The organism is Tardiphaga sp. 42S5 (assembly GCF_034044155.1).
GTDB lineage: Bacteria > Pseudomonadota > Alphaproteobacteria > Rhizobiales > Xanthobacteraceae > Tardiphaga > Tardiphaga robiniae.
Genome location: NZ_CP139027.1, coordinates 4,350,278 through 4,371,794, shown reverse-complemented (window position 1 = coordinate 4,371,794; position 21,517 = coordinate 4,350,278). Strand labels below are relative to the sequence as shown.

At 62.4% G+C, this 21,517-nt stretch carries 17 protein-coding genes; 8 read left to right on the top strand and 9 right to left on the bottom strand.

Annotated elements, in window-relative coordinates; all coding sequences use genetic code 11:
- Nucleotides 1-37: 37 nt before the first annotated feature.
- Nucleotides 38-694: a phosphoribosylglycinamide formyltransferase gene (gene purN / locus SFY93_RS20365; protein WP_414716935.1), complete on the bottom strand. Its 657-nt coding sequence runs from the start codon at nucleotides 692-694 to the stop codon at nucleotides 38-40.
- 7 nt (nucleotides 695-701) lie between these two features.
- A complete protein-coding gene (gene purM / locus SFY93_RS20360; protein WP_320444376.1) occupies nucleotides 702-1,775 on the bottom strand; it encodes a phosphoribosylformylglycinamidine cyclo-ligase in 1,074 nt (357 codons plus the stop codon).
- 168 nt (nucleotides 1,776-1,943) lie between these two features.
- Here purM and SFY93_RS20355 point away from each other — a divergent pair, with 168 nt between their 5' ends.
- The 5 genes from SFY93_RS20355 to SFY93_RS20335 all read left to right on the top strand — a co-directional run bounded on the left by SFY93_RS20355 (nucleotide 1,944) and on the right by SFY93_RS20335 (nucleotide 7,531).
- On the top strand, nucleotides 1,944-2,498 hold the full coding sequence (locus tag SFY93_RS20355; protein WP_068731090.1) for a CDP-alcohol phosphatidyltransferase family protein: 555 nt from the start codon (nucleotides 1,944-1,946) through the stop codon (nucleotides 2,496-2,498).
- Nucleotides 2,499-2,544: 46 nt separating this feature from the next.
- Entirely contained in the window at nucleotides 2,545-3,222 is a 678-nt protein-coding gene (locus SFY93_RS20350; RefSeq protein WP_320444375.1) for a P-loop NTPase family protein, read from the top strand.
- A 157-nt stretch (nucleotides 3,223-3,379) separates the two neighbouring features.
- A complete protein-coding gene (locus tag SFY93_RS20345; RefSeq protein ID WP_320444374.1) occupies nucleotides 3,380-5,581 on the top strand; it encodes an RNA degradosome polyphosphate kinase in 2,202 nt (733 codons plus the stop codon).
- Between the two features lie 12 nt (nucleotides 5,582-5,593).
- Complete coding sequence (ppx, locus tag SFY93_RS20340) at nucleotides 5,594-7,099, top strand: exopolyphosphatase (protein WP_093758318.1); 1,506 nt, start codon at nucleotides 5,594-5,596, stop codon at nucleotides 7,097-7,099.
- 138 nt (nucleotides 7,100-7,237) lie between these two features.
- A complete protein-coding gene (locus tag SFY93_RS20335; protein WP_089263970.1) occupies nucleotides 7,238-7,531 on the top strand; it encodes a hypothetical protein in 294 nt (97 codons plus the stop codon).
- A gap of 93 nt (nucleotides 7,532-7,624) precedes the next feature.
- Here SFY93_RS20335 and rnd read toward each other — a convergent pair whose 3' ends face one another.
- From rnd to SFY93_RS20320, 3 genes are all read right to left on the bottom strand, one after another.
- Nucleotides 7,625-8,773, bottom strand: a complete 1,149-nt coding sequence (gene rnd / locus SFY93_RS20330) for a ribonuclease D (RefSeq protein WP_320444373.1) — start codon at nucleotides 8,771-8,773, stop codon at nucleotides 7,625-7,627.
- 101 nt (nucleotides 8,774-8,874) lie between these two features.
- Nucleotides 8,875-10,350 carry a protein adenylyltransferase SelO gene (locus tag SFY93_RS20325; RefSeq protein WP_320444372.1) on the bottom strand — a complete coding sequence of 492 codons (1,476 nt, stop codon included), beginning with the start codon at nucleotides 10,348-10,350 and terminating at the stop codon, nucleotides 8,875-8,877.
- Nucleotides 10,351-10,400: 50 nt separating this feature from the next.
- Nucleotides 10,401-12,080 (bottom strand): methyl-accepting chemotaxis protein, encoded by a 1,680-nt coding sequence (locus tag SFY93_RS20320; RefSeq protein WP_320444371.1) that lies wholly within the window; start codon nucleotides 12,078-12,080, stop codon nucleotides 10,401-10,403.
- A gap of 509 nt (nucleotides 12,081-12,589) precedes the next feature.
- Between SFY93_RS20320 and aspS the strand changes: the two genes are divergently transcribed.
- From aspS to SFY93_RS20305, 3 genes are all read left to right on the top strand, one after another.
- Nucleotides 12,590-14,362 (top strand): aspartate--tRNA ligase, encoded by a 1,773-nt coding sequence (aspS, locus tag SFY93_RS20315; protein ID WP_320444370.1) that lies wholly within the window; start codon nucleotides 12,590-12,592, stop codon nucleotides 14,360-14,362.
- A gap of 67 nt (nucleotides 14,363-14,429) precedes the next feature.
- Nucleotides 14,430-16,739 carry an NADP-dependent malic enzyme gene (locus tag SFY93_RS20310; RefSeq protein WP_089263974.1) on the top strand — a complete coding sequence of 770 codons (2,310 nt, stop codon included), beginning with the start codon at nucleotides 14,430-14,432 and terminating at the stop codon, nucleotides 16,737-16,739.
- 197 nt (nucleotides 16,740-16,936) lie between these two features.
- On the top strand, nucleotides 16,937-17,392 hold the full coding sequence (locus SFY93_RS20305; protein WP_320444369.1) for a DoxX family protein: 456 nt from the start codon (nucleotides 16,937-16,939) through the stop codon (nucleotides 17,390-17,392).
- Nucleotides 17,393-17,399: 7 nt separating this feature from the next.
- Here SFY93_RS20305 and SFY93_RS20300 read toward each other — a convergent pair whose 3' ends face one another.
- From SFY93_RS20300 to SFY93_RS20285, 4 genes are all read right to left on the bottom strand, one after another.
- On the bottom strand, nucleotides 17,400-17,957 hold the full coding sequence (locus tag SFY93_RS20300) for a dihydrofolate reductase family protein (protein WP_320444368.1): 558 nt from the start codon (nucleotides 17,955-17,957) through the stop codon (nucleotides 17,400-17,402).
- 22 nt (nucleotides 17,958-17,979) lie between these two features.
- A complete protein-coding gene (locus tag SFY93_RS20295; protein ID WP_320444367.1) occupies nucleotides 17,980-18,924 on the bottom strand; it encodes a polysaccharide deacetylase family protein in 945 nt (314 codons plus the stop codon).
- Nucleotides 18,925-19,074: 150 nt separating this feature from the next.
- Complete coding sequence (locus SFY93_RS20290; RefSeq protein WP_320444366.1) at nucleotides 19,075-19,650, bottom strand: glutathione peroxidase; 576 nt, start codon at nucleotides 19,648-19,650, stop codon at nucleotides 19,075-19,077.
- A gap of 97 nt (nucleotides 19,651-19,747) precedes the next feature.
- Entirely contained in the window at nucleotides 19,748-21,376 is a 1,629-nt protein-coding gene (locus SFY93_RS20285; protein ID WP_320444365.1) for a L,D-transpeptidase, read from the bottom strand.
- Nucleotides 21,377-21,517 lie beyond the last annotated feature (141 nt).

The window sequence follows — 21,517 nt, the reverse complement described above, 5'->3', positions numbered from 1 at the left end:
GCTGCAGTGCGGGGCAGTGCGACCCCGGACGTCTCGCCTAGATCACCGTCGGCGAGATCAGCGTGTCGTCGCGGCTGGCGCTGGCGCCGGTACTGGTGGTGCAGGTGTCGCCGGTGATGCCAACGCCGTTGGTGGCCAACAGCCGCAACGCCTGCGGATAGATCTTGTGCTCGATGTCGAGCACGCGCGCGGCGAGGGTGTCGGGGGTGTCGTCATCGGCCACAGCCACGGCTCCCTGCATCACGATCGGGCCGGCATCGGTCTCTGGAATGACAAAATGCACCGTGGCGCCGGAAATCTTGACGCCGGCGCGCAACGCCTGACCGTGCGGATCGAGGCCGGGGAAGGACGGCAGCAACGACGGGTGGATGTTCAGCATCCGACCGTACCAGTGTCGCACGAATTCCGCCGTGAACAGGCGCATGAAGCCGCCGAGGCAGATCAGCTCGATCTTGTGCTCGTCGAGGGCCGACTGCAGCAGCTTCTCGAAGCCTGCGCGATCCTTGCCGAACGGCTTGCTCTCGATCACCAGCGTCTTGACGCCATTGGCCTGCGCAGTGGCGAGGCCGGGAGCGTCAACCCTGTTGGAAATCACCAGCGCAATCTCGGCCGGGAAGCCATCTGCTGCGGCGGCCTCGATCAATGCGGTCATGTTCGACCCGCGGCCGGAAATCAGGATGGCGACGCGACGCATCACGGCCTCACAGGTTGAGTTCGAGATGTCCGTCATAGACGACGCGCTCGTCGCCCTCAGCTTCGATGACGTCGCCGAGCAGCGACACGGTCTCGCCGCCCTCGCGCAGGATGTCCATCACCTGCTGCACGGCTTCGCGCTTGACGATGGCGATCATGCCGACGCCGCAGTTGAAGGTGCGCAGCAGCTCGAGTTCGGCGATATCGCCTTCCTTTGCCAGCCACTTGAACACCGGCAGGACGGTGAGGGAGGGCAGGTCGATGCGAACGCCGAGGTTCTTTGGCAGCACGCGCGGGATGTTGTCCGTGAAGCCGCCGCCAGTGATATGCGCGAGGCCCTTCACGGCGCCGGTCTCGCGGATCGCGCGCAAGCAGGATTTCACATAGAGCCGGGTCGGGGTCAGCAGTGCACCGCCAAGCGTCATCACCGGCGAGAACGGCGCTTTGTCGGCGTAAGAGAGGCCCGTGCGCTCGACAATCTTGCGGACCAGCGAGAAGCCGTTGGAATGGACGCCAGACGAGGCCATGCCGATAACGGCATCGCCCACGCCGATATCCTTGGTCGGCAGCAGCGTGCCGCGCTCCGCAGCACCCACCGAGAATCCGGCGAGGTCGTAGTCGCCGTCCTTGTAGAGGCCGGGCATTTCGGCGGTTTCGCCGCCGATCAGCGCGCAGCCGGATTCACGACAGCCCTCTGCGATGCCAGCAACAATTGAGGCGGTGGCTTCTGGGTCGAGCTTGCCGCATGCAAAGTAGTCGAGAAAGAACAGGGGCTCGGCGCCCTGGACCACGAGGTCGTTGACCGACATGGCGACGAGATCGATGCCTATGCCGTTATGGATGCCGGCCTCGATGGCGATCTTGACCTTGGTGCCAACGCCGTCGGTGGCGGCGACGAGAACCGGATCCTTGAAGCCGGCGGCCTTGAGGTCGAACAGTCCGCCGAAGCCGCCGATCTCGGCGTCAGCGCCGGCACGGGCGGTTGCGCGAACCATCGGCTTGATGAGGTCCACCAGACGGTTGCCGGCATCGATATCGACGCCCGCGTCCGCGTAAGTGAGGCCTTTTTTCTGGTCGGTCATGCCGGGTATCCTGCCGGAGCTGCGAAACTGTGTATTTTCGGCTGGTTACGTCGGAATCCCCGCCTGCGCAATGGCTCGTAAACGCTATCCCGATTACTATGTAGGCGGTAAGCCGGTCGGAGCCCCCAAGCTCGGATTGCGAAACAGGCCGGAGCCGGGAAGCGCCGCGTGAGTATCCCCAATTTAATCACCCTCGGGCGTATCCTGCTGGTGCCCGTGATCGTCTGGGCGATTGCCTCGAACCAGATGGAAATCGCCTTTGCAATCTTCGTGATTGCGGGGGTCAGCGATGCCGTGGACGGCTTTCTCGCCAAGCGTTTCAACATGGCCAGCGAACTCGGTGCGCTGCTCGACCCCTTGGCCGATAAGGCGCTGCTGGTCTCGATCTATGTCTCCCTGGGGATATGGGGGGCAGTTCCGCGTTGGATCGTGATTCTCGTGGTGTCGCGGGATATCATGATCGTGGGCGCCGTGATTGTGTCATGGTTGTTCGGCAAGCCGATCCCGATGAAGCCGCTGATGGTGTCGAAGCTCAATACGGTGGCGCAGGTGGCGTTCGCAGCCTTGGTCCTTGCTGCCCTCGGATTTGGTTTCAAATCCTCGCCTTACGATTTGATTTTAATGGGCTTTGTGACCGTCTTGACGCTGCTCTCTGTGTCCTTCTATCTCGTCGAGTGGATGCGACACATGAGCACCATCGAACCCGGTCAAGAGCCCCGGTAAACCGGTATTCGTGACGTTCGCCGGCGGAGCCGGCAGGAGTATTTGCGTGGTCGCCCGCGTCCAACCCCGTCAACTGGCGTTCGCGCTGCCCCATGCGGAGAGTCTGTCCCGCGACAACTTCCTTGAGGGCCCGGCCAATGCCGAGGCGCTGGGACTGATCGACTGCTGGCCGGACTGGCCGAACCGGGTCATGCTCCTTGTCGGCCCGGAAGGGTCCGGCAAGAGCCATCTGGCGGCGATCTGGGCCGAGGAGGCCGGGGGGCGCTCCACCATGGCGCACAGCCTGACGGCTGCGACGGTTCCGGCTGAGTTGGTGACCAACGCACTGGTGGTGGAGGATCTCAATGCCGGTGCCTTCGACGAGCGGGCGCTGTTCCACCTTCTTAATCTGGCACGTCAGGACAACGCCTATGTGCTGATTACGGCGCGGGTCGCCCCGGCCGCCATGGAGGTCGAGTTGCGCGATCTGCGGTCGCGGCTCCGTGCGATCCCGGTAGTCAATCTGCTGCCGCCGGATGACGGGTTGTTTCGGGCGCTGATCGTGAAGTTTTGCGCCGACCGCCAGCTCAGCATCGACGAGAGCGTGGTCAGCTATGTGGCCAGCCGCATCGAGCGGTCATTCGCCGCCGCCCGCCATACGGTGGAATTGCTGGATAGCGAGGCGCTCCGGCTTGGGCGGCCGGTGACCCGTGCATTGGCCGCGGAACTGCTGCGCGACGCCTGACTTAAGCCTTGGACGCTAAACGCGGCGCGTCAAACCGTGCCTTGACGGCGCGGCAGGCAGGTTCCTCAATGTCATCGAAGCGTCACGCAACTGACGCAATGTCCGCTGTGATTTGCCGGCACTATAGCGCTGCTTGAACTGGATGGATTGCTGCCTCATGGACTCCGCAGAAGAGATTGTTATTGAAGAGAAAAAGGGCGAAGCGAAGCCGGCAGAGGTGGTCGCGTCGGGTCCCGAGCGCTTCATCAATCGCGAGCTGTCCTGGTTGCATTTCAATCGCCGCGTCCTTGAGGAGTCCGTCAATCCGGGCCATCCGGCGCTGGAGCGCGTCCGCTTCCTGTCGATTTCCGCGAACAACCTTGATGAATTCTTCATGGTCCGCGTCGCCGGCATCAAGGCGCAGGTCCGTGAGGGAATCAGCGAGCGCAGCCCGGACGGCTTGACCCCGGCTGAGCAACTGGTGCTGATCAACAGCGCGGTCTCCAAGCTCGGCAGCGATCAGCAGGCGATCTGGCGCGACCAGCGCGGCATGCTGGCCGATGTGGGAATCGTGCTGCTCGACGGCAAGGAGGTCAGCAAGGCCGACCGGACCTGGATCGAGGATCATTTCCTCCACAACATTTTCCCGCTGCTGACGCCGCTGGCGATCGATCCGGCGCACCCGTTCCCGTTTATTCCGAGCCTCGGCTTCACCATCGCGCTGCATCTGTCGCGGGTGTCCGACGGCAAGACGATGAACGCGCTGATCCGCATGCCCGGCAAGATCGATCGCTTCATCCGCCTGCCGACCCCCGGCAAGGACGGCGCGGTCCGCCTTATCACGCTGGAACAGGCCACTGGCCTGTTCATCGCGCGTCTATTCCCGGGCTACACTGTTCAGGGGCAGGGTGCCTTCCGCATCATCCGCGACAGTGAACTTGAAGTCGAAGAAGAGGCCGAGGATCTGGTCCGGCTGTTCGAGACGGCGCTGAAGCGTCGCCGCAGAGGGTCGGTGATCCGCCTCGAAATCGAAGCCGGCATGCCGGCAGAACTCCGTGCCTTCGTGCAGCGCGCGCTGGCGACCTCGGATGACGAAATCCTGCTGGTCGACGGCATTCTCGCCATGAACGAGGTCTCGCAGCTCACGCGGCTCGATCGGCCCGATCTCGAATTCGTGCCCTATGTGCCGCGTCATCCGGAACGTGTCCGCGATCATGGCGGCGACATCTTTGCGGCGATCCGTCAGAAGGACCTGATTGTCCATCATCCCTATGAGTCCTTCGACGTCGTCGTGCAGTTCCTGCAGCAGGCTGCGCGCGATCCGGACGTGGTGGCGATCAAGCAGACGCTGTATCGCACCTCCAACAATTCGCCGATTGTCCGCACGCTGGTCGAGGCCGCCGAAGCCGGTAAGTCGGTAACGGCGCTCGTCGAGCTGCGTGCGCGGTTCGACGAAGAGGCCAATATCCGCTGGGCGCGCGATCTCGAACGCGCTGGTGTCCAAGTGGTCTATGGCTTCCTGGAATTGAAGACCCATGCCAAGCTGTCGCTGGTGGTGCGCCGCGAGGGCGGCTCGCTCACGACCTACGTGCACACCGGCACCGGCAACTATCATCCGGTCACCGCGCGCATCTACACCGATCTGTCATATTTCACATCCGACCCGATCATCGGTCGCGATGCCGCACGCGTGTTCAACTATATCACCGGTTATGCCGAGCCGAGCGACATCGAGAAGATGGCCGTATCGCCGCTGACCTTGCGCGGGCGCATGCTCGAACACATCCGCGGCGAAGCGGCATTCGCCCGCAGCGGCAAGCCGGGTGCGATCTGGCTCAAGATGAATTCGCTGGTCGATCCGGAAATCATCGATGCGCTCTATGAGGCGTCGAATGCCGGTGTATCCGTTGAACTGATCGTGCGTGGCATCTGCTGCCTGCGGCCGGGCGTGCCCGGCCTGTCTGAAAACATTCGCGTCAAGTCGATCATCGGCCGCTTCCTTGAACATGGTCGAATCTATTGCTTCGGTATGGGCAATGGCCTGCCGAGCCCGAAGGCGGCGATATACATATCGTCGGCTGACATGATGCCGCGCAATCTGGATCGCCGCGTCGAGGTTCTGTGTCCGCTGCAGAATCCCACCGTGCATACCCAGGTGCTCGAGCAGATCATGGTGGCCAATCTCAAGGATACGGAACAGAGCTGGCAATTGTTGCCGGACGGGTCGTCAACGCGTATGAAGGCAGCGAAGGGCGAGGAACCCTTCAATGTGCACAATTACTTCATGACGAATCCGAGTCTGTCTGGCCGTGGAAAGTCGCTTGAGAAATCATCCCCGCGCCGGCTCACCCGCCGTTCGGAGCGTCACCAATCCTCGTAAGGAACCAGCAACGTGGTAGCGCGTGCCAATCAACGCGCGACCAGCGTCGCCGTCATCGATATTGGCTCCAACTCGGTGCGTCTCGTTGTCTACGAGTCGCTGACGCGAAGCCTTGTTACGCTCTTCAATGAGAAGGCGCTGTGCGGTCTCGGCCGCGAAGTGCAGAGCACTGGACTGCTGGCCAAGGACGCTGTCGACAAGGCGCTGACGGCGCTGCGGCGCTTCCGTGCGCTGTGCAGGGTCATGAAGGTCGGTCGCGTCTACGCCATCGCGACCGCTGCGGCGCGCGATGCGAGCAATGGACCTGCCTTCATCACAGCAGCCGAGAAAATCTGCGGCTGCGAGATCCAGATCATATCGGGGCCGCGCGAAGCGAAGCTCTCAGCGCTGGGCGTGATTTCGGGCGTGCACAAGCCGGATGGCCTGGTTGGCGATCTCGGGGGCGGTTCGCTCGAACTGATCGATGTCAAAGGCAATGCGGTCCGGCAGGGCGTGACGCTGCCGCTCGGCAGTCTCGCATTGCAGGATGCCTCACAGAAATCACCGAAGAAGGCGGAGCGCATCGTCAGGCTGGCGCTGGCTGACGTCGCGCAGCTCAAAGCGGGCGTAGGTCGCAATTTCTATGCGGTCGGCGGCACCTGGCGTGCATTGGCGCGGCTGCACATCATCCAGAGCGGCTATCCGCTACGTGTGATGCATGGCTATTCGATCCCGGCCACCGAAGCGCTCGATTTCGTGCGCCGCTTGCGCCGGCTCGCAACGGCCAACATTCTTGCCAACATCGAAGCCATCGCCGAACAGCGTCAGCCGCTGCTCGTCTACGCGGCGCTCGTGCTTGAGTATGTCATTCGCACTGCCAAGCCGAAGACTATCGTGTTCTCGACCTATGGCGTCCGCGAAGGCTTGCTGTACGAAATGCTGCCGCAAGCGCAGCGCATGCAAGATGGTCTGGTCGGTGCCGCCCAGACCATGAACGAGTTGCTGTCGCGTTCGGCCCGCCACGCGCAGGAGCTGAGCGACTGGAGTGATCGGTTCGCCCGTGTCGCCAAGCTCAAAGAGACCGACGAGGATCGTCGGCTACGCCGGGTGGCGTGTCTGTTGTCCGATATCGGCTGGCGCGTCCATCCGGATCATCGCGGCGAGCAGACGCTCAGTCTGATCACGAACGGCAATTTCGGCTCGGTCGATCATCACGGTCGCGCATTCCTCGCGCTCTGTGTGTACTACCGCTACGCAGGATTCGGCGCCGAGAACGAGCCCCCGGAGCTGGTCCGTGCGCTTGTCTCGCCGGCACAGGTCGAACGCGCCCGTTTGCTCGGCGCGCTGTTCAGGGTCGCGCATCTCATTTCGGCGGCGCGCCCGGGCGTACTGCCCGCCACGCATTTCGCCACCAAGGATCGCAAGATGATGCTCGTTTTCGAGCATCGCATGGTCGATCTCGTTGCCGACCGCGTCGGCAGCCGCTTCAAGCAGCTGGCGCGACTGGTCGGGAAGTCTGGTTCGATCGTCAGGCGATAGCCACCGCCGCTCATTCTGAATGACACTACTGATTGCAGCGCGGCGTGACTCTCGGTTTCCGTGCGTATACTATTTTCCGGTGCGGCCGTTTTGGTCCACGCGGCAAGTACATACGATTTCCGGACCGGGAGAGTCGAAATGTCAGCCCTTCTGATCAACCTTATCGTTCAACTGATTGGCGGCGCGATTGGCGGAAATGTTGCCGGCGGTGCATCGAAGTCTGTCGATCTTGGTACAATCGGCAACACGATCGCAGGTGCAATAGGTGGCGGCGTTGGCGGTCAAATTCTCGGAATGCTGATTCCTATGCTTTCAAACGCATCGGCAACCACCGATATCGGTTCGCTAATCGGTCAGGTGGCCGGAGGCGGTGTCGCGGGTGCGGTGCTGACCGCAATCGTCGGAGCCATCAAGAACAGATCGGCGGCGTAAAGCGATCGTCATTGCGTCTCGCAGGGCGAGGTCTGGTACGCCCCGTCCTGCTGTTTGCGGCAGGCAATTAGAACGCTACCCTGGACGACGCGCCTACGCGCGATCCACCCGGATCACCCGACCTTTTTCCATCGCCAATGCAAGGCGGCCATGCTTGAGGGCCAGGGCGGCCTCGCCGAACAACTCGCGCCGCCAGCCGTGAAGGGCGCCGACATCGGCATTGTCGTCGGTGGCGATCTGCTCGAGATCGTCGACGGTGGCGATGACCTTGCTGGCGACGGCGTGACGCTCGGAGGTCATGCGCAGCAACACCTTCAGCAGCTCGACGGTGGCCGCGCCGTTGGAATTGCCGCGCGGCCTCTCGATCTTTGGCAATGTACTGGGATCGCGGGCGATGCCACGCTGGACGGCGGCGACAATGTCGCTGCCCCACTTGGAGCGATCAAAGCCCTTCGGCAGCGAACGCAGATTGGCAAGCTTCTCCAGTGAGGTCGGCGCGTGGGTCGCGATATCGCCGACGGCATCGTCCTTCAGCACGCGCGAGCGCGGTACATCGCGGCTCTGTGCTTCCTGTTCGCGCCAGGCAGCGACTTCCATCAGCACCGCGAGCTCTTTCGGCTTGCGGACGCGGGTCTTCAGCCGTTCCCAGGCGCGCTCAGGATGGAAATCATAGGTCTTTGGCGAGGTGAGAATTTCCATTTCCTCGCTGACCCAGTCGCTGCGGTCGCGCTTCTTCAGATCGGCATCGAGCTTGGCGAACACGTCGCGCAGATGGGTGACGTCGGAGACGGCGTAGTGCAACTGCTCTTCGGTCAGCGGACGGCGCGACCAATCGGTAAAGCGGTGGGTCTTGTCGGGGCGGTGGCCGGTGACGCGTTCGACGAGTTGGTCATAGGCAATGCTGTCGCCGTAGCCGAGCACCATGGCTGCGACCTGGGTGTCGAAGATCGGATGCGGCACCACGCCGGCGCGGTGCACGATGATTTCGATGTCCTGCCGCGCGGCATGGAAGACCTTCAGCACGGCCTCGTTGGCCATCAGGTCGAAGAACGACGTGAGGTCGATGCCCTCGGCAAGCGTGTCGATCACCACCGCGTCTTCCGCGCTGGCCATCTGGACCACGCAGAGCAGCGGGTAATAAGTGGTCTCGCGGAGGAATTCCGTATCGACCGTAATGACGGGGTGCTTGGCAAGTCGCTCGCACGCGGCGGTCAGCTGGGCAGTGGTCGTGATCAGTTCCATGGACGGTCCATAACGCTTTTACCAAGGCGTTCGGCCGAAAAACCTGTTGAGTCAAGGTGTTTCGGGCAGATTGGAGGTCTGCTCCGATAGAATGAGGGTGTTTAGGTGCCGCAGAAGGTCTTCAGTACGCGCTGATCCGGCTCCGGCGGCTCGGCGTAATCCGCCATCTCCGGTTGATCTTCATAGGGTTTCGCCAGCACGGCCAGCAATTTCTCGAACGGCGCGTAGTCGTTGGCCAGCGCCGCCTGGATCACCGCCTCGACGCGATGATTGCGGGGGATGAAGGCTGGATTGATCGTCTGCATGGCCTGATGGCGGGTACCGGCGTCCTGCGACTCCCGGCCGAGTCGTGCCCGCCAGTTCACGGCCCAGGCGTCAAACGCCGTCGGATCGATGAACAGTCCGCGCACGGCTTCGTCGTTGTCTGCGTCAACCGCGGCGGCGCCGAGGCGGCGGAAGGTCAGGGTGAAATCGGCCTGATTGGCTGTCATGGCGGTCAGCAGATCCTGCGCCAATGCGGCATCGTCCGGCTGGCTGGTGAACAGCCCGAGCTTCTGGCGGAGACCGGCCTGATAGGCCGTGTCGAAAATATCGGAGAATTCGCCCAATGCGGCCTGCGCAATCTCGATGGCGGTCTTCTCATCGCTGTCGATCAGCGGCAGCAGCGTCTCGGCGAAGCGCGTGAGATTCCACAGCGCGATGCGCGGCTGGTTCGCATAAGCGTAGCGGCCCATCTCGTCGATCGAGCTGTAGACGGTGGCGGGATCATAGGCGTCCATGAAGGCGCAGGGGCCGTAATCGATGGTCTCGCCGGATACCGAGCAGTTGTCGGTGTTCATCACGCCGTGGATGAAGCCGACATGCAGCCAGCGTGCGACAAGTTCGGCCTGACGGCGGATCACTGCATCGAGCAAGGCGCGAATGGGATGTTCGGCTTCGGCTGCGTCGGGATAGTGCCGGGCGATCACATGATCGGCGAGTTGTTTGACGCCGGCGATATCCTCGCGCGCAGCGAAAAACTGAAACGTGCCGACACGAATATGGCTTGAGGCGACGCGTGTCAGCACGGCGCCCGGCAGCATCGTCTCACGCTGAACCCGTTCGCCCGTGAGGACGGCGGCGAGGGAGCGCGTTGTGGGAATGCCCAGGGCCGCCATGGCTTCGCTGACGATATATTCCCGGATCACTGGACCAAGCGCAGCACGGCCATCGCCGCGGCGCGAGAACGGTGTCGGACCGGAACCCTTGAGCTGGATGTCGCGGCGCACGCCGTCGCGGTCAATGACCTCGCCGAGCAGGATCGCGCGCCCGTCGCCGAGCTGCGCCACGAAATGTCCGAACTGATGTCCCGCATAGGCCATCGCGAGGGGATCGGCGCCATCTGGCACGCGCTTGCCAGCGAGAACCTCGACGCCTTCGGGACTGGCCAGCCAGTCAGGATCGATGCGGAGTTGTTCGGTCAGTGCGCGGTTCAGCTTGATCAGCCGCGGTGCTGTCACCGGCGTCGGTGCAACGCGGGCGAAGAAATTCGCGGGCAGGGCAGCATAGCTGTTGTCGAACGGGAAGTGGACTGTCATGGCCCCAAGATGGGGGGCCATGACGTGTTAGGCAACCGCTGAAAGCGGTCTCAGGCGGCGCGAACCGTGTCGAGGAACCGGTCGACTTCGTCCTTCAGGCGATTGCTTTCGAGCGATAGCGACTGCGCTGCAGCCAGCACCTGCGTGGAGGCTGAACCGGTCTCGCTGGCGCCGCGATTGACCTCGGTGACTTCGCTGGCAACTTGGGTGCTGAGCTGCGCCGACTGCTGGACATTGCGCGCGATTTCCTGCGTCGCTGCGCCCTGTTCCTCAACCGCCGCTGCAATGGCCGACGAGACTTCGGAAATCAGTGTGATGGTCGAGCCGATCTCCTTGATGGTCTCGACGGTCTCCGCACTGGCCGCCTGCATGCCGGCGATCTGCATGCTGATTTCGTCGGTGGCCTTGGCGGTCTGCGACGCCAGCGCTTTCACTTCGGCGGCGACGACTGCGAAACCGCGGCCGGCTTCACCAGCGCGCGCAGCCTCGATGGTGGCATTGAGCGCCAGCAGATTGGTCTGTTCGGCAACAGCCGTGATGAGCTTAACGACGTCGTCGATCCGCGCGGTGGCCTGCGAGAGCTTGGCGATGCTCTCATTGGTCTTCTCGGCCTGCAGCACGGCGGTCGAGGCGATACGGTTCGATTCATGCACCTGACGCCCGATCTCGTTCACCGACGAGGTGATTTCCTCGGTGGCGGCAGCAACCGACTGAACGTTGTTCGACACGACGTGCGATGCGGATGCAGCCGAGCCCGAGAGGCTCATGGTGATATCCGATGTGCGCGTCAGCGTGGTGGCGGAGGCTTCGAGTTCGGTCGAGGCGGATGAGAGCGAACCAACCAGCTCGCTGATCATAGACTCGAAATTGCTGGTTGCCTTGGTGATGGTTTCCGCACGAGCGGCCTTGATGGCGGCTTCGGCGCCGGCCGCCTGATCCGCCGCACGCTTGGCGATGAGGGCGTCCTTGAAGATCTGCAACGCGCTGGCGATACGGCCGATCTCGGTGCTTTCGCCCTGATGCGGAATGACGGCCTCCAACTGACCATCGGTCAGCTGGCCCATTGGCTTCAGGATCGAGGCGATGCCGCCGGAGATGTCGCGCACCAGATACATGGCAGCGCCGAGACCGAGCACGACCGAGGCGCCGAGAATGACAACCATCATCCAGATCGCGTTGGTATAGGTGGCGTTGGCATTGCTGCCGGCCGCTTCGGCTCCCTTGTCGTTCAACTCGACGAGCTTGGCCAATGTGCCGTCCATGGCGCGGCCGGTCGGGACGACCTTCTTGGCGTTGATCTCTTTGGCGGCGTTCACGTCGCCCTTGTTGGCGAGGGCCTGGACGTCGTTGCCCGCGGCGATGAAAGCCTTCCATTCTGCGTCGAGCTTGTCGGCCAATTCGCGCTCTGCCGGCGATGACACCAGCGGGGCATAGGCCTTTGCTGCCTTTTCAAAGTCCGATTTGCGGGCGGCGAGGTTCTTGTCGACATCCGGACGGTCGGCATCGGCCACGATCAGGTGGTCGCGCAGCACTGCGCGATACCGCGCCGACTGAACGCGCATCTCACCGATCCAGCGGACGCTGGGGAGCCACTGCGTCTGGATATCCTGGGTTGCTGCGTTGATGGCTCGCATCTGCATGAAGGCGAGGGTGCCGATGCCCGCGATCACGACGAAAAGAAAAGCAACAATGACAAACAGCTTGGTACTGATCGAATATCTGGCGAGCACGAACATATTCCTCGGCGGTTCTAAGGCTGCGACGCCGGTCAGCCGAAATGGCGGCTGCCTTGGGTTGCGGCAGGGCAAGAAGCAGCAAGTTCCAGTTGAATCACCTGCCTTCAAAACGGGCGGGGGTTCACGGCAAGACAGTGAATGGTGGTCGTCAACGTTCAGTAAATTTTGACACAAATACCGCTTTAAGTAATTGAATCTGGTGCTGAAATACCGATGCGGCGTATCTGGGTGCCGATGGCGCGTGATCTGAGGTAACTGGTTATTGCGTGTGCAATCATGTAGTTCCCGCGTTGCGGGAGGTTTTCCGATCGCTCGATTGCATTTCGAAATGGTAGTCCGAAATTCATCGGTCGGAGGCCTGCGGTGATGCAGTCGCGGCCCGCAAATTCGGGCGATCTGATCGCCGAGCTTTGGTTGCCGCGTCGGATGCGGTCGGGTAAACCCTGCGCTTCGCGCCTGATCGCGAACCCGATTCCGCCCTCTGACGTATTTCCAGGATACCCATGCATCGCTACCGGTCTCACACCTGCGGCGCGCTCCGCGACAGCCATATCGACCAGACCGTTCGCCTGTCGGGGTGGTGCCATCGTATCCGCGACCATGGCGGCGTGCTCTTCATCGATCTGCGCGACCATTACGGCCTGACGCAATGCGTCGCCGACCCGGACTCGCCGGCGTTTAAGGTCGCCGAGACGCTGCGCTCGGAATGGGTCGTGAAGATCGACGGCAAGGTGCGTCGTCGTCCCGGCGGCACCGAGAATGCCGAACTGCCCACCGGCGATGTCGAGATCTATATCGATGCCATCGAGGTGCTCGGCCCCGCGGCCGAACTCCCGCTGCCGGTGTTTGGTGATCAGGACTATCCGGAAGACATCCGACTGAAATATCGCTTCCTCGACCTGCGCCGCGAGAAGCTGCACCAGAACATCATGACCCGCGGCGCCATCGTCGACTCGATGCGAAAGCGGATGAAGGAGCAGGGCTTCTTCGAATTCCAGACGCCGATCCTCACCGCGTCGTCGCCGGAAGGCGCACGCGACTTCCTGGTGCCGTCGCGCATCCATCCCGGCAAGTTCTACGCGCTGCCGCAGGCGCCGCAGCAGTACAAGCAGTTGCTGATGATGTCGGGCTTCGACCGCTACTTCCAGATCGCGCCATGTTTCCGCGACGAAGATCCGCGTGCCGATCGTCTACCGGGCGAATTCTACCAGCTCGATCTCGAAATGAGCTTCGTCGAGCAGGAAGACGTGTTCGCCGCGGTGCAGCCGGTCATCACCGGCGTGTTCGAGGAGTTCGCCAAGGGCAAGCCGGTCAACAAGGACTGGCCGAAGATTCCTTACGCAGAGTCACTCCGCAAATACGGCACCGACAAGCCGGATCTGCGCAACCCGATCGAGATGCAGAACACGGCGGAGCACTTCCGCGGCTCTGGCTTCAAGGTGTTCGCGCGCATGCTCGAAGACGACAAGAATCAGGTCTGGGCGATCCCCGGTCCCGGCGGCGGCAGCCGTGCATTCTGCGACCGCATGAATTCCTGGGCGCAAGGCGAAGGCCAGCCGGGCCTCGGTTACATCATGTGGCGTGAAGGCGGTGAGGGCGCTGGTCCCTTGGCCAACAATATCGGATCGGAGCGCACTGAAGCGATCCGTCAGCAGCTCGGCCTGAAGGCCGGCGATGCCGCGTTCTTCGTCGCGGGCGATCCCGAGAAATTCTACAAGTTTGCAGGTCTCGCACGCACCAAGGTCGGCGAAGAGCTCAACCTGATCGACAAGGAGCGCTTTGCGCTGGCCTGGATCGTCGATTTCCCGATGTACGAGTACAACGAGGACGACAAGAAGGTCGACTTCTCGCACAACCCATTCTCGATGCCGCAGGGTGGCATGGATGCGCTGGTCGGGCAGGATCCGCTGACCATCAAGGCGTTCCAGTATGACATCACCTGCAACGGCTATGAGATCGCGTCGGGTGGCATCCGTAATCACAAGCCGGAAGCCATGGTGAAGGCATTCGAGATCGCCGGTTATGGCGAGGAGACGGTGGTCGAGCGCTTTGGCGGCATGTATCGCGCCTTCCAGTACGGCGCACCGCCTCATGGCGGTATGGCGGCAGGCGTCGATCGTATCGTGATGCTGCTCTGCGGTACGAACAACCTGCGCGAGATCTCGCTCTTCCCGATGAACCAGCGTGCTGAAGATTTGTTGATGGGCGCGCCGTCAGAGGCTTCGCCGAAGCAGTTGCGTGAAGCGCATATCCGTCTCAATCTGCAGGACAAGTAGTCCGGCAAACCAACAAGAAGAAACGCCCTTCTACCTAACTTTTGTTTTATGACGCGCGGGAGCACGCATGTCTTCTTCATCTTCTGACGATCTCTCGCGCGCGGCGCTTGCCTATCACCGCCTTCCCAAGCCGGGTAAGCTCGAAATCCAGGCTACCAAGCCGCTTGCCAACCAGCGCGATCTGGCGCTGGCCTATTCGCCGGGCGTGGCCGCGCCGTGTCTCGCGATCGCAGCCGACCCCAATGAAGCGGCCTCGCTGACCTCGCGCGCCAATCTCGTGGCCGTCGTCTCCAACGGCACGGCTGTCCTCGGTCTCGGCAATATCGGTCCGCTGGCGTCGAAGCCGGTGATGGAAGGCAAGGCGGTCCTGTTCAAGAAGTTCGCCGGCATCGACGTGTTCGACATCGAGATCGCCGCCGACACCATCGAGCGCGTGGTCGAGGTCGTCTCGGCACTGGAGCCGACCTTCGGTGGCATCAACCTTGAGGACATCAAGGGTCCGGAATGTTTCGAGATCGAGGCGCAGCTTAAAGAGCGCATGAAGATCCCGGTGTTTCACGACGATCAGCATGGCACCGCCATCATCGTCGGCGCCGCAATCAAGAACGCGCTGCTGCTCAACGGCAAGAACATCAAGAACGTCAAGATCGTCTGCTCCGGCGCTGGCGCCGCGGCGATCGCCTGTCTCAATCTTCTGGTGTCACTGGGCGCGCAGAAGAAGAACATCTGGGTCTGCGATATCGACGGTGTCGTGCATGAGGGCCGCAACACCCTGATGGACCGCTGGAAGGCGGTCTATGCGCAGAAGACCGATGCGCGCGTGCTGGGCGATGTCATCGCCGGCGCCGATATTTTCTTGGGCGTCTCCGCTCCGGGCGTGCTGAAGCCCGAGATGGTCAAGGCGATGGCCGACAAGCCGCTGGTGATGGCGCTAGCCAATCCGACGCCGGAGATCATGCCGGACGAAGCGCGCAAGGCGCGCCCGGATGCGATGATCTGCACCGGCCGGTCGGACTTTCCGAACCAGGTCAACAACGTCCTTTGTTTCCCGTTCATCTTCCGCGGTGCACTCGATTGTGGTGCGACGGCGATCAATGAGGCGATGAAGATCGCTGCCGTCGATGCCATCGCGCAGCTTGCGCAAGACCCGCCGTCGGACGCCGTGACAGCCGGCTTCGACAACGAGACCCAGGGCTTCGGTCCGGGGTCGCTGATCCCGAGCCCGTTCGATCCACGCCTGATCCTGCGCATCGCGCCGGCCGTCGCCAAGGCGGCGATGGAATCCGGCGTGGCCTCGCGCCCGATCGCCAATTTCGAGGAATACACCGCGGGTCTTGAGCGTTTCGCGTTCCGCTCCGGTCTGGTGATGAAGCCGGTCTTCGCGAAGGCAAAGACCCAGCCGGTGCGCGTGATCTATGCCGAAGGCGAAGACGAGCGCGTGCTGCGCGCCGTGCAGGTGGTGCTGGAAGAGAAGCTGGCGCGTCCGATTCTCGTTGGCCGTCCGTCGGTCGTCGAAGCCCGCATCAAGCGGTTTGGTCTGGCGATCCAGGCCGGCCAGGATTTCGATCTGATCAATCCCGAGGACGATCCGCGTTATCGCTCTTACGTGCAGTCCTATATCGACGTAGCCGGCCGTCGCGGCGTGACGCCGGATGCGGCGCGCACGGTTGTCCGCACCAATGCGACGGTGATCGCCGCGCTCGCCGTGATCCGCGGCGAGGCGGATGCAATGATCTGCGGCGTCGAAGGCCGCTACATGAGCCATCTGCGCCATGTGCGCGAGATCATCGGCTTCCTGCCGGGCGTCAGCGATTTTGCAGCGCTGTCGCTGATGATCACCAGCAAGGGTGCGCACTTCATCGCTGATACGCAGGTGCGTCCGAATCCGAGCGCGGAAGAACTCGCGGAAATCGCGGCGCTCGCTGCCAACCACGTGCAGCGCTTCGCCATGAAGCCGAAGATCGCTTTCGTGTCGCATTCTGACTTTGGCAGCTACGATACGGACTCTTCGCGCAAGATGCGCCGCGCCGCAGCATTGCTGCGTGAGAAGCATCCGGAAATCGAGTCCGATGGCGAAATGCAGGGCGACACCGCGCTGTCGGAAGCGGCCCGTAAGATCGTGCTGCCGCATTCGAAACTCGAAGGCTCGGCGAATGTCCTCATCATGCCGACGCTCGATGCCGCCAATGTCGCCTATCAGATGATCAAGACGCTGGCCGATGCGCTCCCGGTCGGCCCGATCCTGATCGGTCCGGCGCGTCCGGCGCATATCCTGACGCCGGGGGTGACAGCGCGTGGTATCCTCAACATGACGGCGGTTGCGGCTGTCGAGGCGCAGGAGCGGGCTGGGCGTCCGCAGGCGAGCCTGTTCGGCTAGCGCGTTCAGTCAGCCTCGCGCTGGTTGGATGCTTCCCGGCCATTGCGCTTTTGGATAGTTCGCCGATCTGAAAGGCATCGCGACAAATGGATGACGGCAACGAGGTCATCCATTTGTTCGTTTGAAAAATTTGGTGGAATGATCATACTCGTCATGTATTTCGACAAGTATTCATTGCAGTCCAGCGAGGCCGACCAATGCCAGCGTTTATTACTTTCGGGCGCATTCTCTTTGCCGTGATCTTCATTGCGTCCGGCGCATCCAAATTTCTCGACCTCAGCGCAACAGCAGATGCGATCGCGAATAAGGTTATCCCGACGATCCCAGCGGTCGTGACGCCCTATGCGACGCAGCTCGAAGGGCTTGCGGGCATGGAACTGAAGCAGATTCTCGCAATCGCCGTTGCAACACTGGAACTGGTCGGCGGTATTCTCGTCGCACTGAATCTGGGCGCGCGCTTCTTCGCCCTGGTGCTGGTGCTGTTCGTGATGACCGCGACGTTCTACTTCCATGACTTCTGGAACCTGACCGGTCCCGAGGCCAAGAACCAGATGATCCACGCGCTGAAGAACCTGTCGCTGATCGGCGGCCTGTTCATGATCGCCGGTATCGGTCGCAGCACGCGGCTACCGGGCGGCTATAGCGAGGTGTAGTCCTCGTTCAGGACACCCGCCGCCAGGCCGTCACTGTAACTTCATGTGCGGCGTCGAGGATCTGAACCTCGCTCGCCTGCAAGCCGTGACAGGACAGAATGTCCTGCGGCGATCGTTCGGGGACGCCGGGGAAGCATCCCTCGCCGCCGGGCAGGCGGACATGTGGCGCCTGCGACAGCCAAAACACGTCGAGGCGATCAAAGAACATCTCGAATACGTTGGGGCCGCCGATGACGGCGACAGTGCCGGCATGAACGCCCGCATGCGCGCAAGCGTCTTCGAAAGATGCGCCGGCCGGATTCCACAGCGTGGCTTTGTTGTTTTCGGGATCGGGGCCTATGGCAGCGATGCTGCGGCTGACGATGATGCGCTTGCGCTTCGGTGAGTTCGGCTGATCCTCGAACGAATGCCTGCCGTGCACGATCAGGTCGGCACGGTCGAGACCTGCGGTGAAAAAGGCGAGGTCGCCGGGAAATTTGAGGGTATCGGGCATCACGCCACTGGCGTCGGCGAGCATGCCGTCCGCCGAGACGATGACGTAGCCGTTGAAACGAAATGCGGGCATCAGGGGCGTCGACGAGTCCTCATTATTCCGAGATCGTCTGGACGACGCTGTTCACAGGACGGCTGCTGACCGTCGGCAGCTTGGCGTCCTTGACGATCGCTTCATCATAGGACGCGATGGTCTGCACGGGCGCCTTGGCACGCATATGCACGACCTTGTAACCACCGGCCTTGAGCTTGCGCAGCAGGGTCGGTAACGCTTCGGCGGTGTGCTTCTGGAAGTCGTGCATCAGGATGATACCCTTGCCGAGCTTGTCGAGCTTGGTCATCACATTGGTGATGACCTGTTCGGACTTGCGCGTCTTGAAGTCGAACGAGTCGATGTCACAGGAGAAGATCGCCATGTTGCGGGTACCGAGATAGGTGACGATTTCCGGCGGGTGCTGCAGCGCCGGAGCGCGGAAGAACGGTGCGGGGGCTGAGCCGAGTGCCCACTTTACCGCGCTGAAGCCTTTCTCGATTTCATCGATACGCTGCTGCTGGGTCAGCTTCTTGTTGGTCAGCGCGATATGAGCCCAGGTGTGTCCGCCGACGGTATGGCCGGCCGCAGCGACCTGCTTGAGCACCTCCGGATAATAGGTGGCGTGCTTGCCGATCGGGAAGAACACCGCCTTGACGCATTCGTCGGCCAGCGTCTTCAACACGGTCGGCGTTGTAGTCTGCCATGGACCATCGTCGAAGGTCAGCACCACTTCCTTGTCGCGCAGGAAGTCGAGCTGCTTGAAATGTTCGAAGCCGAAGCCCGGACCGCCCGTCGTGTCGATCTCGACCACACGGCTGACGCCGAGCGCATCGGGATTGGCGCAGGTCGATTTGGCGGGGGCAGGTGCAGCCGCGGGCGCCGGTGGCGGCGCAGGCGTTGCCGCGGGGGCGGGGGCAGCAACACCGGCTTTGGGTGCCTGCGCCTGTGCGCCTGCTGCCCACAATGAAATAGCGCTCGCAAAAATCAGACCTGCCGCACTGCGCATCACGTCCCCCTTGACCTGCGACCAGCGTCGTCAGCGAGGTGGTCGGGCTGATCCAGATGGTCGTGACCGCAATTCTAGCGCGATTTCAGGCGGTACCGCTATGGCAACGGCCCTTATCCCCAGTCAGCGCTTGGATCGATATTGAACCGCTCAAGCCGCGGTCAGGGCGCGTCCGACTGCGGTCTTGATGCGTGTATCGGTCGGTTCGAATTCGGAGGCAAATGAGTCGACGAGGTAGCCATCGCGTCCGACCAGATATTTGTGAAAGTTCCACCGCGGCAGGTCGCGCGGCCGTGCCTCTGCCGCCCATTTATAGAACGGGTGTGCGTTCGGTCCCTTCACGACGGTCTTGGCCGCCATTGGGAAGCCGATGCCGAAATGCCCCTCGGCAATGTCGGCGATCTCCTTGGCCCCGCCAGGCTCCTGTCCGCCGAAATCGTTGGAGGGCACGCCGATAATCATCAAGCCGCGCTCGCGGAACTCGGTCCATAGCGTCTGAAGCCCGGCATATTGCGGGGTGAAGCCACATTGCGATGCAGTGTTGACCACCATGATCGGGCGGCCGGCATAGTCGGCAAGTTTGATGTCGCCACCCTTGAGGCCGGGAAACGCGAAGCCATAGGCGGTCATGCGGCTCACGGCGCCTTGCGCCGAGGCGTGACGCGCGACCGCCACAGCACTTGCCGCGCCCAATACCGTTGTCAGTATCTGTCTGCGATTGATCATCGCCATTCGTCGTAGCCCAGCCTGTGTCGCGAGCAGAGTAGCGTCATCTCCGAGATGACGCACTCAACAAGCTGTTACAGGGCCGGAGTGAACGAGGCTAGCGCAGCGGCACCACGAATTCGGTGCCCTGGCCGGTCTCGCCGCCGGCGGTAATGCCCTGATCGGACACCACGATGGAGCCGCCACTCGCGAGCGCTTCGGTAATCTGTGCCATGGCGTCCGCGGGGATCGTCAGGCGGTCAAGCGCTTCGGCGGCGCTATTCGGCAGCGGTCGGGTTTTCACTTCAACCGCGCCAGTGGATCTGCGGCGACGCGAAACATTGTCGTCCTCGTCGGCGCGACGCGGGACGGCAGGCAGCGAGACTGCGGTCCAGTGAAATGCCTTGGCATCACCCTTGTCGGTGCGGGCGGTAAAGATGTGAGTGCCGAGCGGGCGATCGCTGGGCTTGATGGCGATCGGCGTCTCGAACAGCGGCGCGAAATTCTGCCGCACATAGAGCTTGCCGTCCTTGCCGCTGACCAGCACGGCAATCTGGCCGGACCGCTTTGGCGTCGCATCGGCGGCAGGCGCCGCAGGCATCTCGGCCTTGGCTGAATCGGCGGGGCGCGTTTCGTCATTCTTGACGTCGGGCACACTGGCGGCGACCGGTGCGACATCAGCTTTTGCGATTTCCGCCTTCGGTGCTTCCGTCTTGGCAGGTTCAAGCTTGGCTGGCGCTTCCGCGACGGTCTCTGCGGATTTGATCTCGGGGGTCGGCAGTTCGACGACTTTGGCAATGGCGGCGTCGAGATCGCGGCGCGTCATGATCTCGGGCTCGGCGGCTTTGACGGCGGTTTCGACCTTTGCAGGTGTGGCGTCCGACATCACAGTCGCAGGCGCCGGTTTTGTCATCGCATTGCTGGCATCGGCGGTCTGGGTCTTGTCCTGAGTCTTGGCGCGGTCGGCGGCGGATGGCCTCAGACCGAGGTCTTGGGGCTTCGCATCTGCCGATGCCTTATCAGCCTTTGGCGATGTCTGGACGTCTTGAGGCGCCGCAGCCGCGACCGGACCCGGCGCGGCCTTCTGAGCGGCGAGCAGCGGATGCGAGATTTCCGCCGGGGAGATTTCGCCGGGCGCGATGATCACGCGGGCGCCCATGCGGGTCCAGCCCCAGATCCTGGTCGCAAAGGCCATCGGCATGCGGATGCAGCCGTGGGACGCCGGATAGCCTGGCAGCGCGCCGGCATGCAGAGCAATGCCCGACCAAGTGATACGCTGCATGTAGGGCATCGGCGCGCCGCTATAGATGTTGGAGCGGTGCCACTTGTTCTTCTGGATGATGCTGAACACGCCCATGGGCGTCGAATGGCCGCGCATGCCGGTGGAGACCGGCGTCTCCGCGAACAGGCCGTTGGCGTCGAATACCCGCAGGGACTGTCGCTCGATCGAGATGGCGATCACCAGCGGGCCGACCGGCTTTGCGTGTTCCTTGACCTGTTTCTCGAGTTTTGCGCCGAGGCGCTTCAGCTTTTTCTGGCGCTGCTGTGGTTGTGGCGCCGGCGGTTCGATCTCCCGCATGATCATCGGGTTTTCGTCGGTCCAGAACACCGCGGCCTCGGCAGGCGCCGCCACGGTCATGCCGGCCATAGCGACCAGCGCGATCCGCAGAAGGCCGCCGGAAAAAATCGTGCTGCCCAGAAAGCGGCTTTTGTCCCCTGGTTCACGCGACAATTGAAATACACCCACGTCCAATATCCTCGAATCCATCTGAAAACATTAGTCTCGCAGGCGCGAGATGGGTTCACCAGCATGAGTGATCTGGCTGCCGTTGAGTCGGGATCAGCCTAGCAAAAAAGCCTCACATTGAATTAACAGAGGGGCATCCTG

What these genes read in the sequence shown, in the direction of transcription:
- rnd (WP_320444373.1), bottom strand. Translation starts at nt 8,773, where the DNA reads ATGGAACTGATCACGACCACTGCCCAGCTGACCGCCGCGTGCGAGCGA.
- SFY93_RS20345 (WP_320444374.1), top strand. Translation starts at nt 3,380, where the DNA reads ATGGACTCCGCAGAAGAGATTGTTATTGAAGAGAAAAAGGGCGAAGCG.
- aspS (WP_320444370.1), top strand. Translation starts at nt 12,590, where the DNA reads ATGCATCGCTACCGGTCTCACACCTGCGGCGCGCTCCGCGACAGCCAT.
- SFY93_RS20325 (WP_320444372.1), bottom strand. Translation starts at nt 10,350, where the DNA reads ATGACAGTCCACTTCCCGTTCGACAACAGCTATGCTGCCCTGCCCGCG.
- SFY93_RS20295 (WP_320444367.1), bottom strand. Translation starts at nt 18,924, where the DNA reads ATGCGCAGTGCGGCAGGTCTGATTTTTGCGAGCGCTATTTCATTGTGG.
- SFY93_RS20310 (WP_089263974.1), top strand. Translation starts at nt 14,430, where the DNA reads ATGTCTTCTTCATCTTCTGACGATCTCTCGCGCGCGGCGCTTGCCTAT.
- SFY93_RS20290 (WP_320444366.1), bottom strand. Translation starts at nt 19,650, where the DNA reads ATGATCAATCGCAGACAGATACTGACAACGGTATTGGGCGCGGCAAGT.
- purN (WP_414716935.1), bottom strand. Translation starts at nt 694, where the DNA reads ATGCGTCGCGTCGCCATCCTGATTTCCGGCCGCGGGTCGAACATGACC.
- SFY93_RS20300 (WP_320444368.1), bottom strand. Translation starts at nt 17,957, where the DNA reads ATGCCCGCATTTCGTTTCAACGGCTACGTCATCGTCTCGGCGGACGGC.
- SFY93_RS20305 (WP_320444369.1), top strand. Translation starts at nt 16,937, where the DNA reads ATGCCAGCGTTTATTACTTTCGGGCGCATTCTCTTTGCCGTGATCTTC.
- SFY93_RS20335 (WP_089263970.1), top strand. Translation starts at nt 7,238, where the DNA reads ATGTCAGCCCTTCTGATCAACCTTATCGTTCAACTGATTGGCGGCGCG.
- purM (WP_320444376.1), bottom strand. Translation starts at nt 1,775, where the DNA reads ATGACCGACCAGAAAAAAGGCCTCACTTACGCGGACGCGGGCGTCGAT.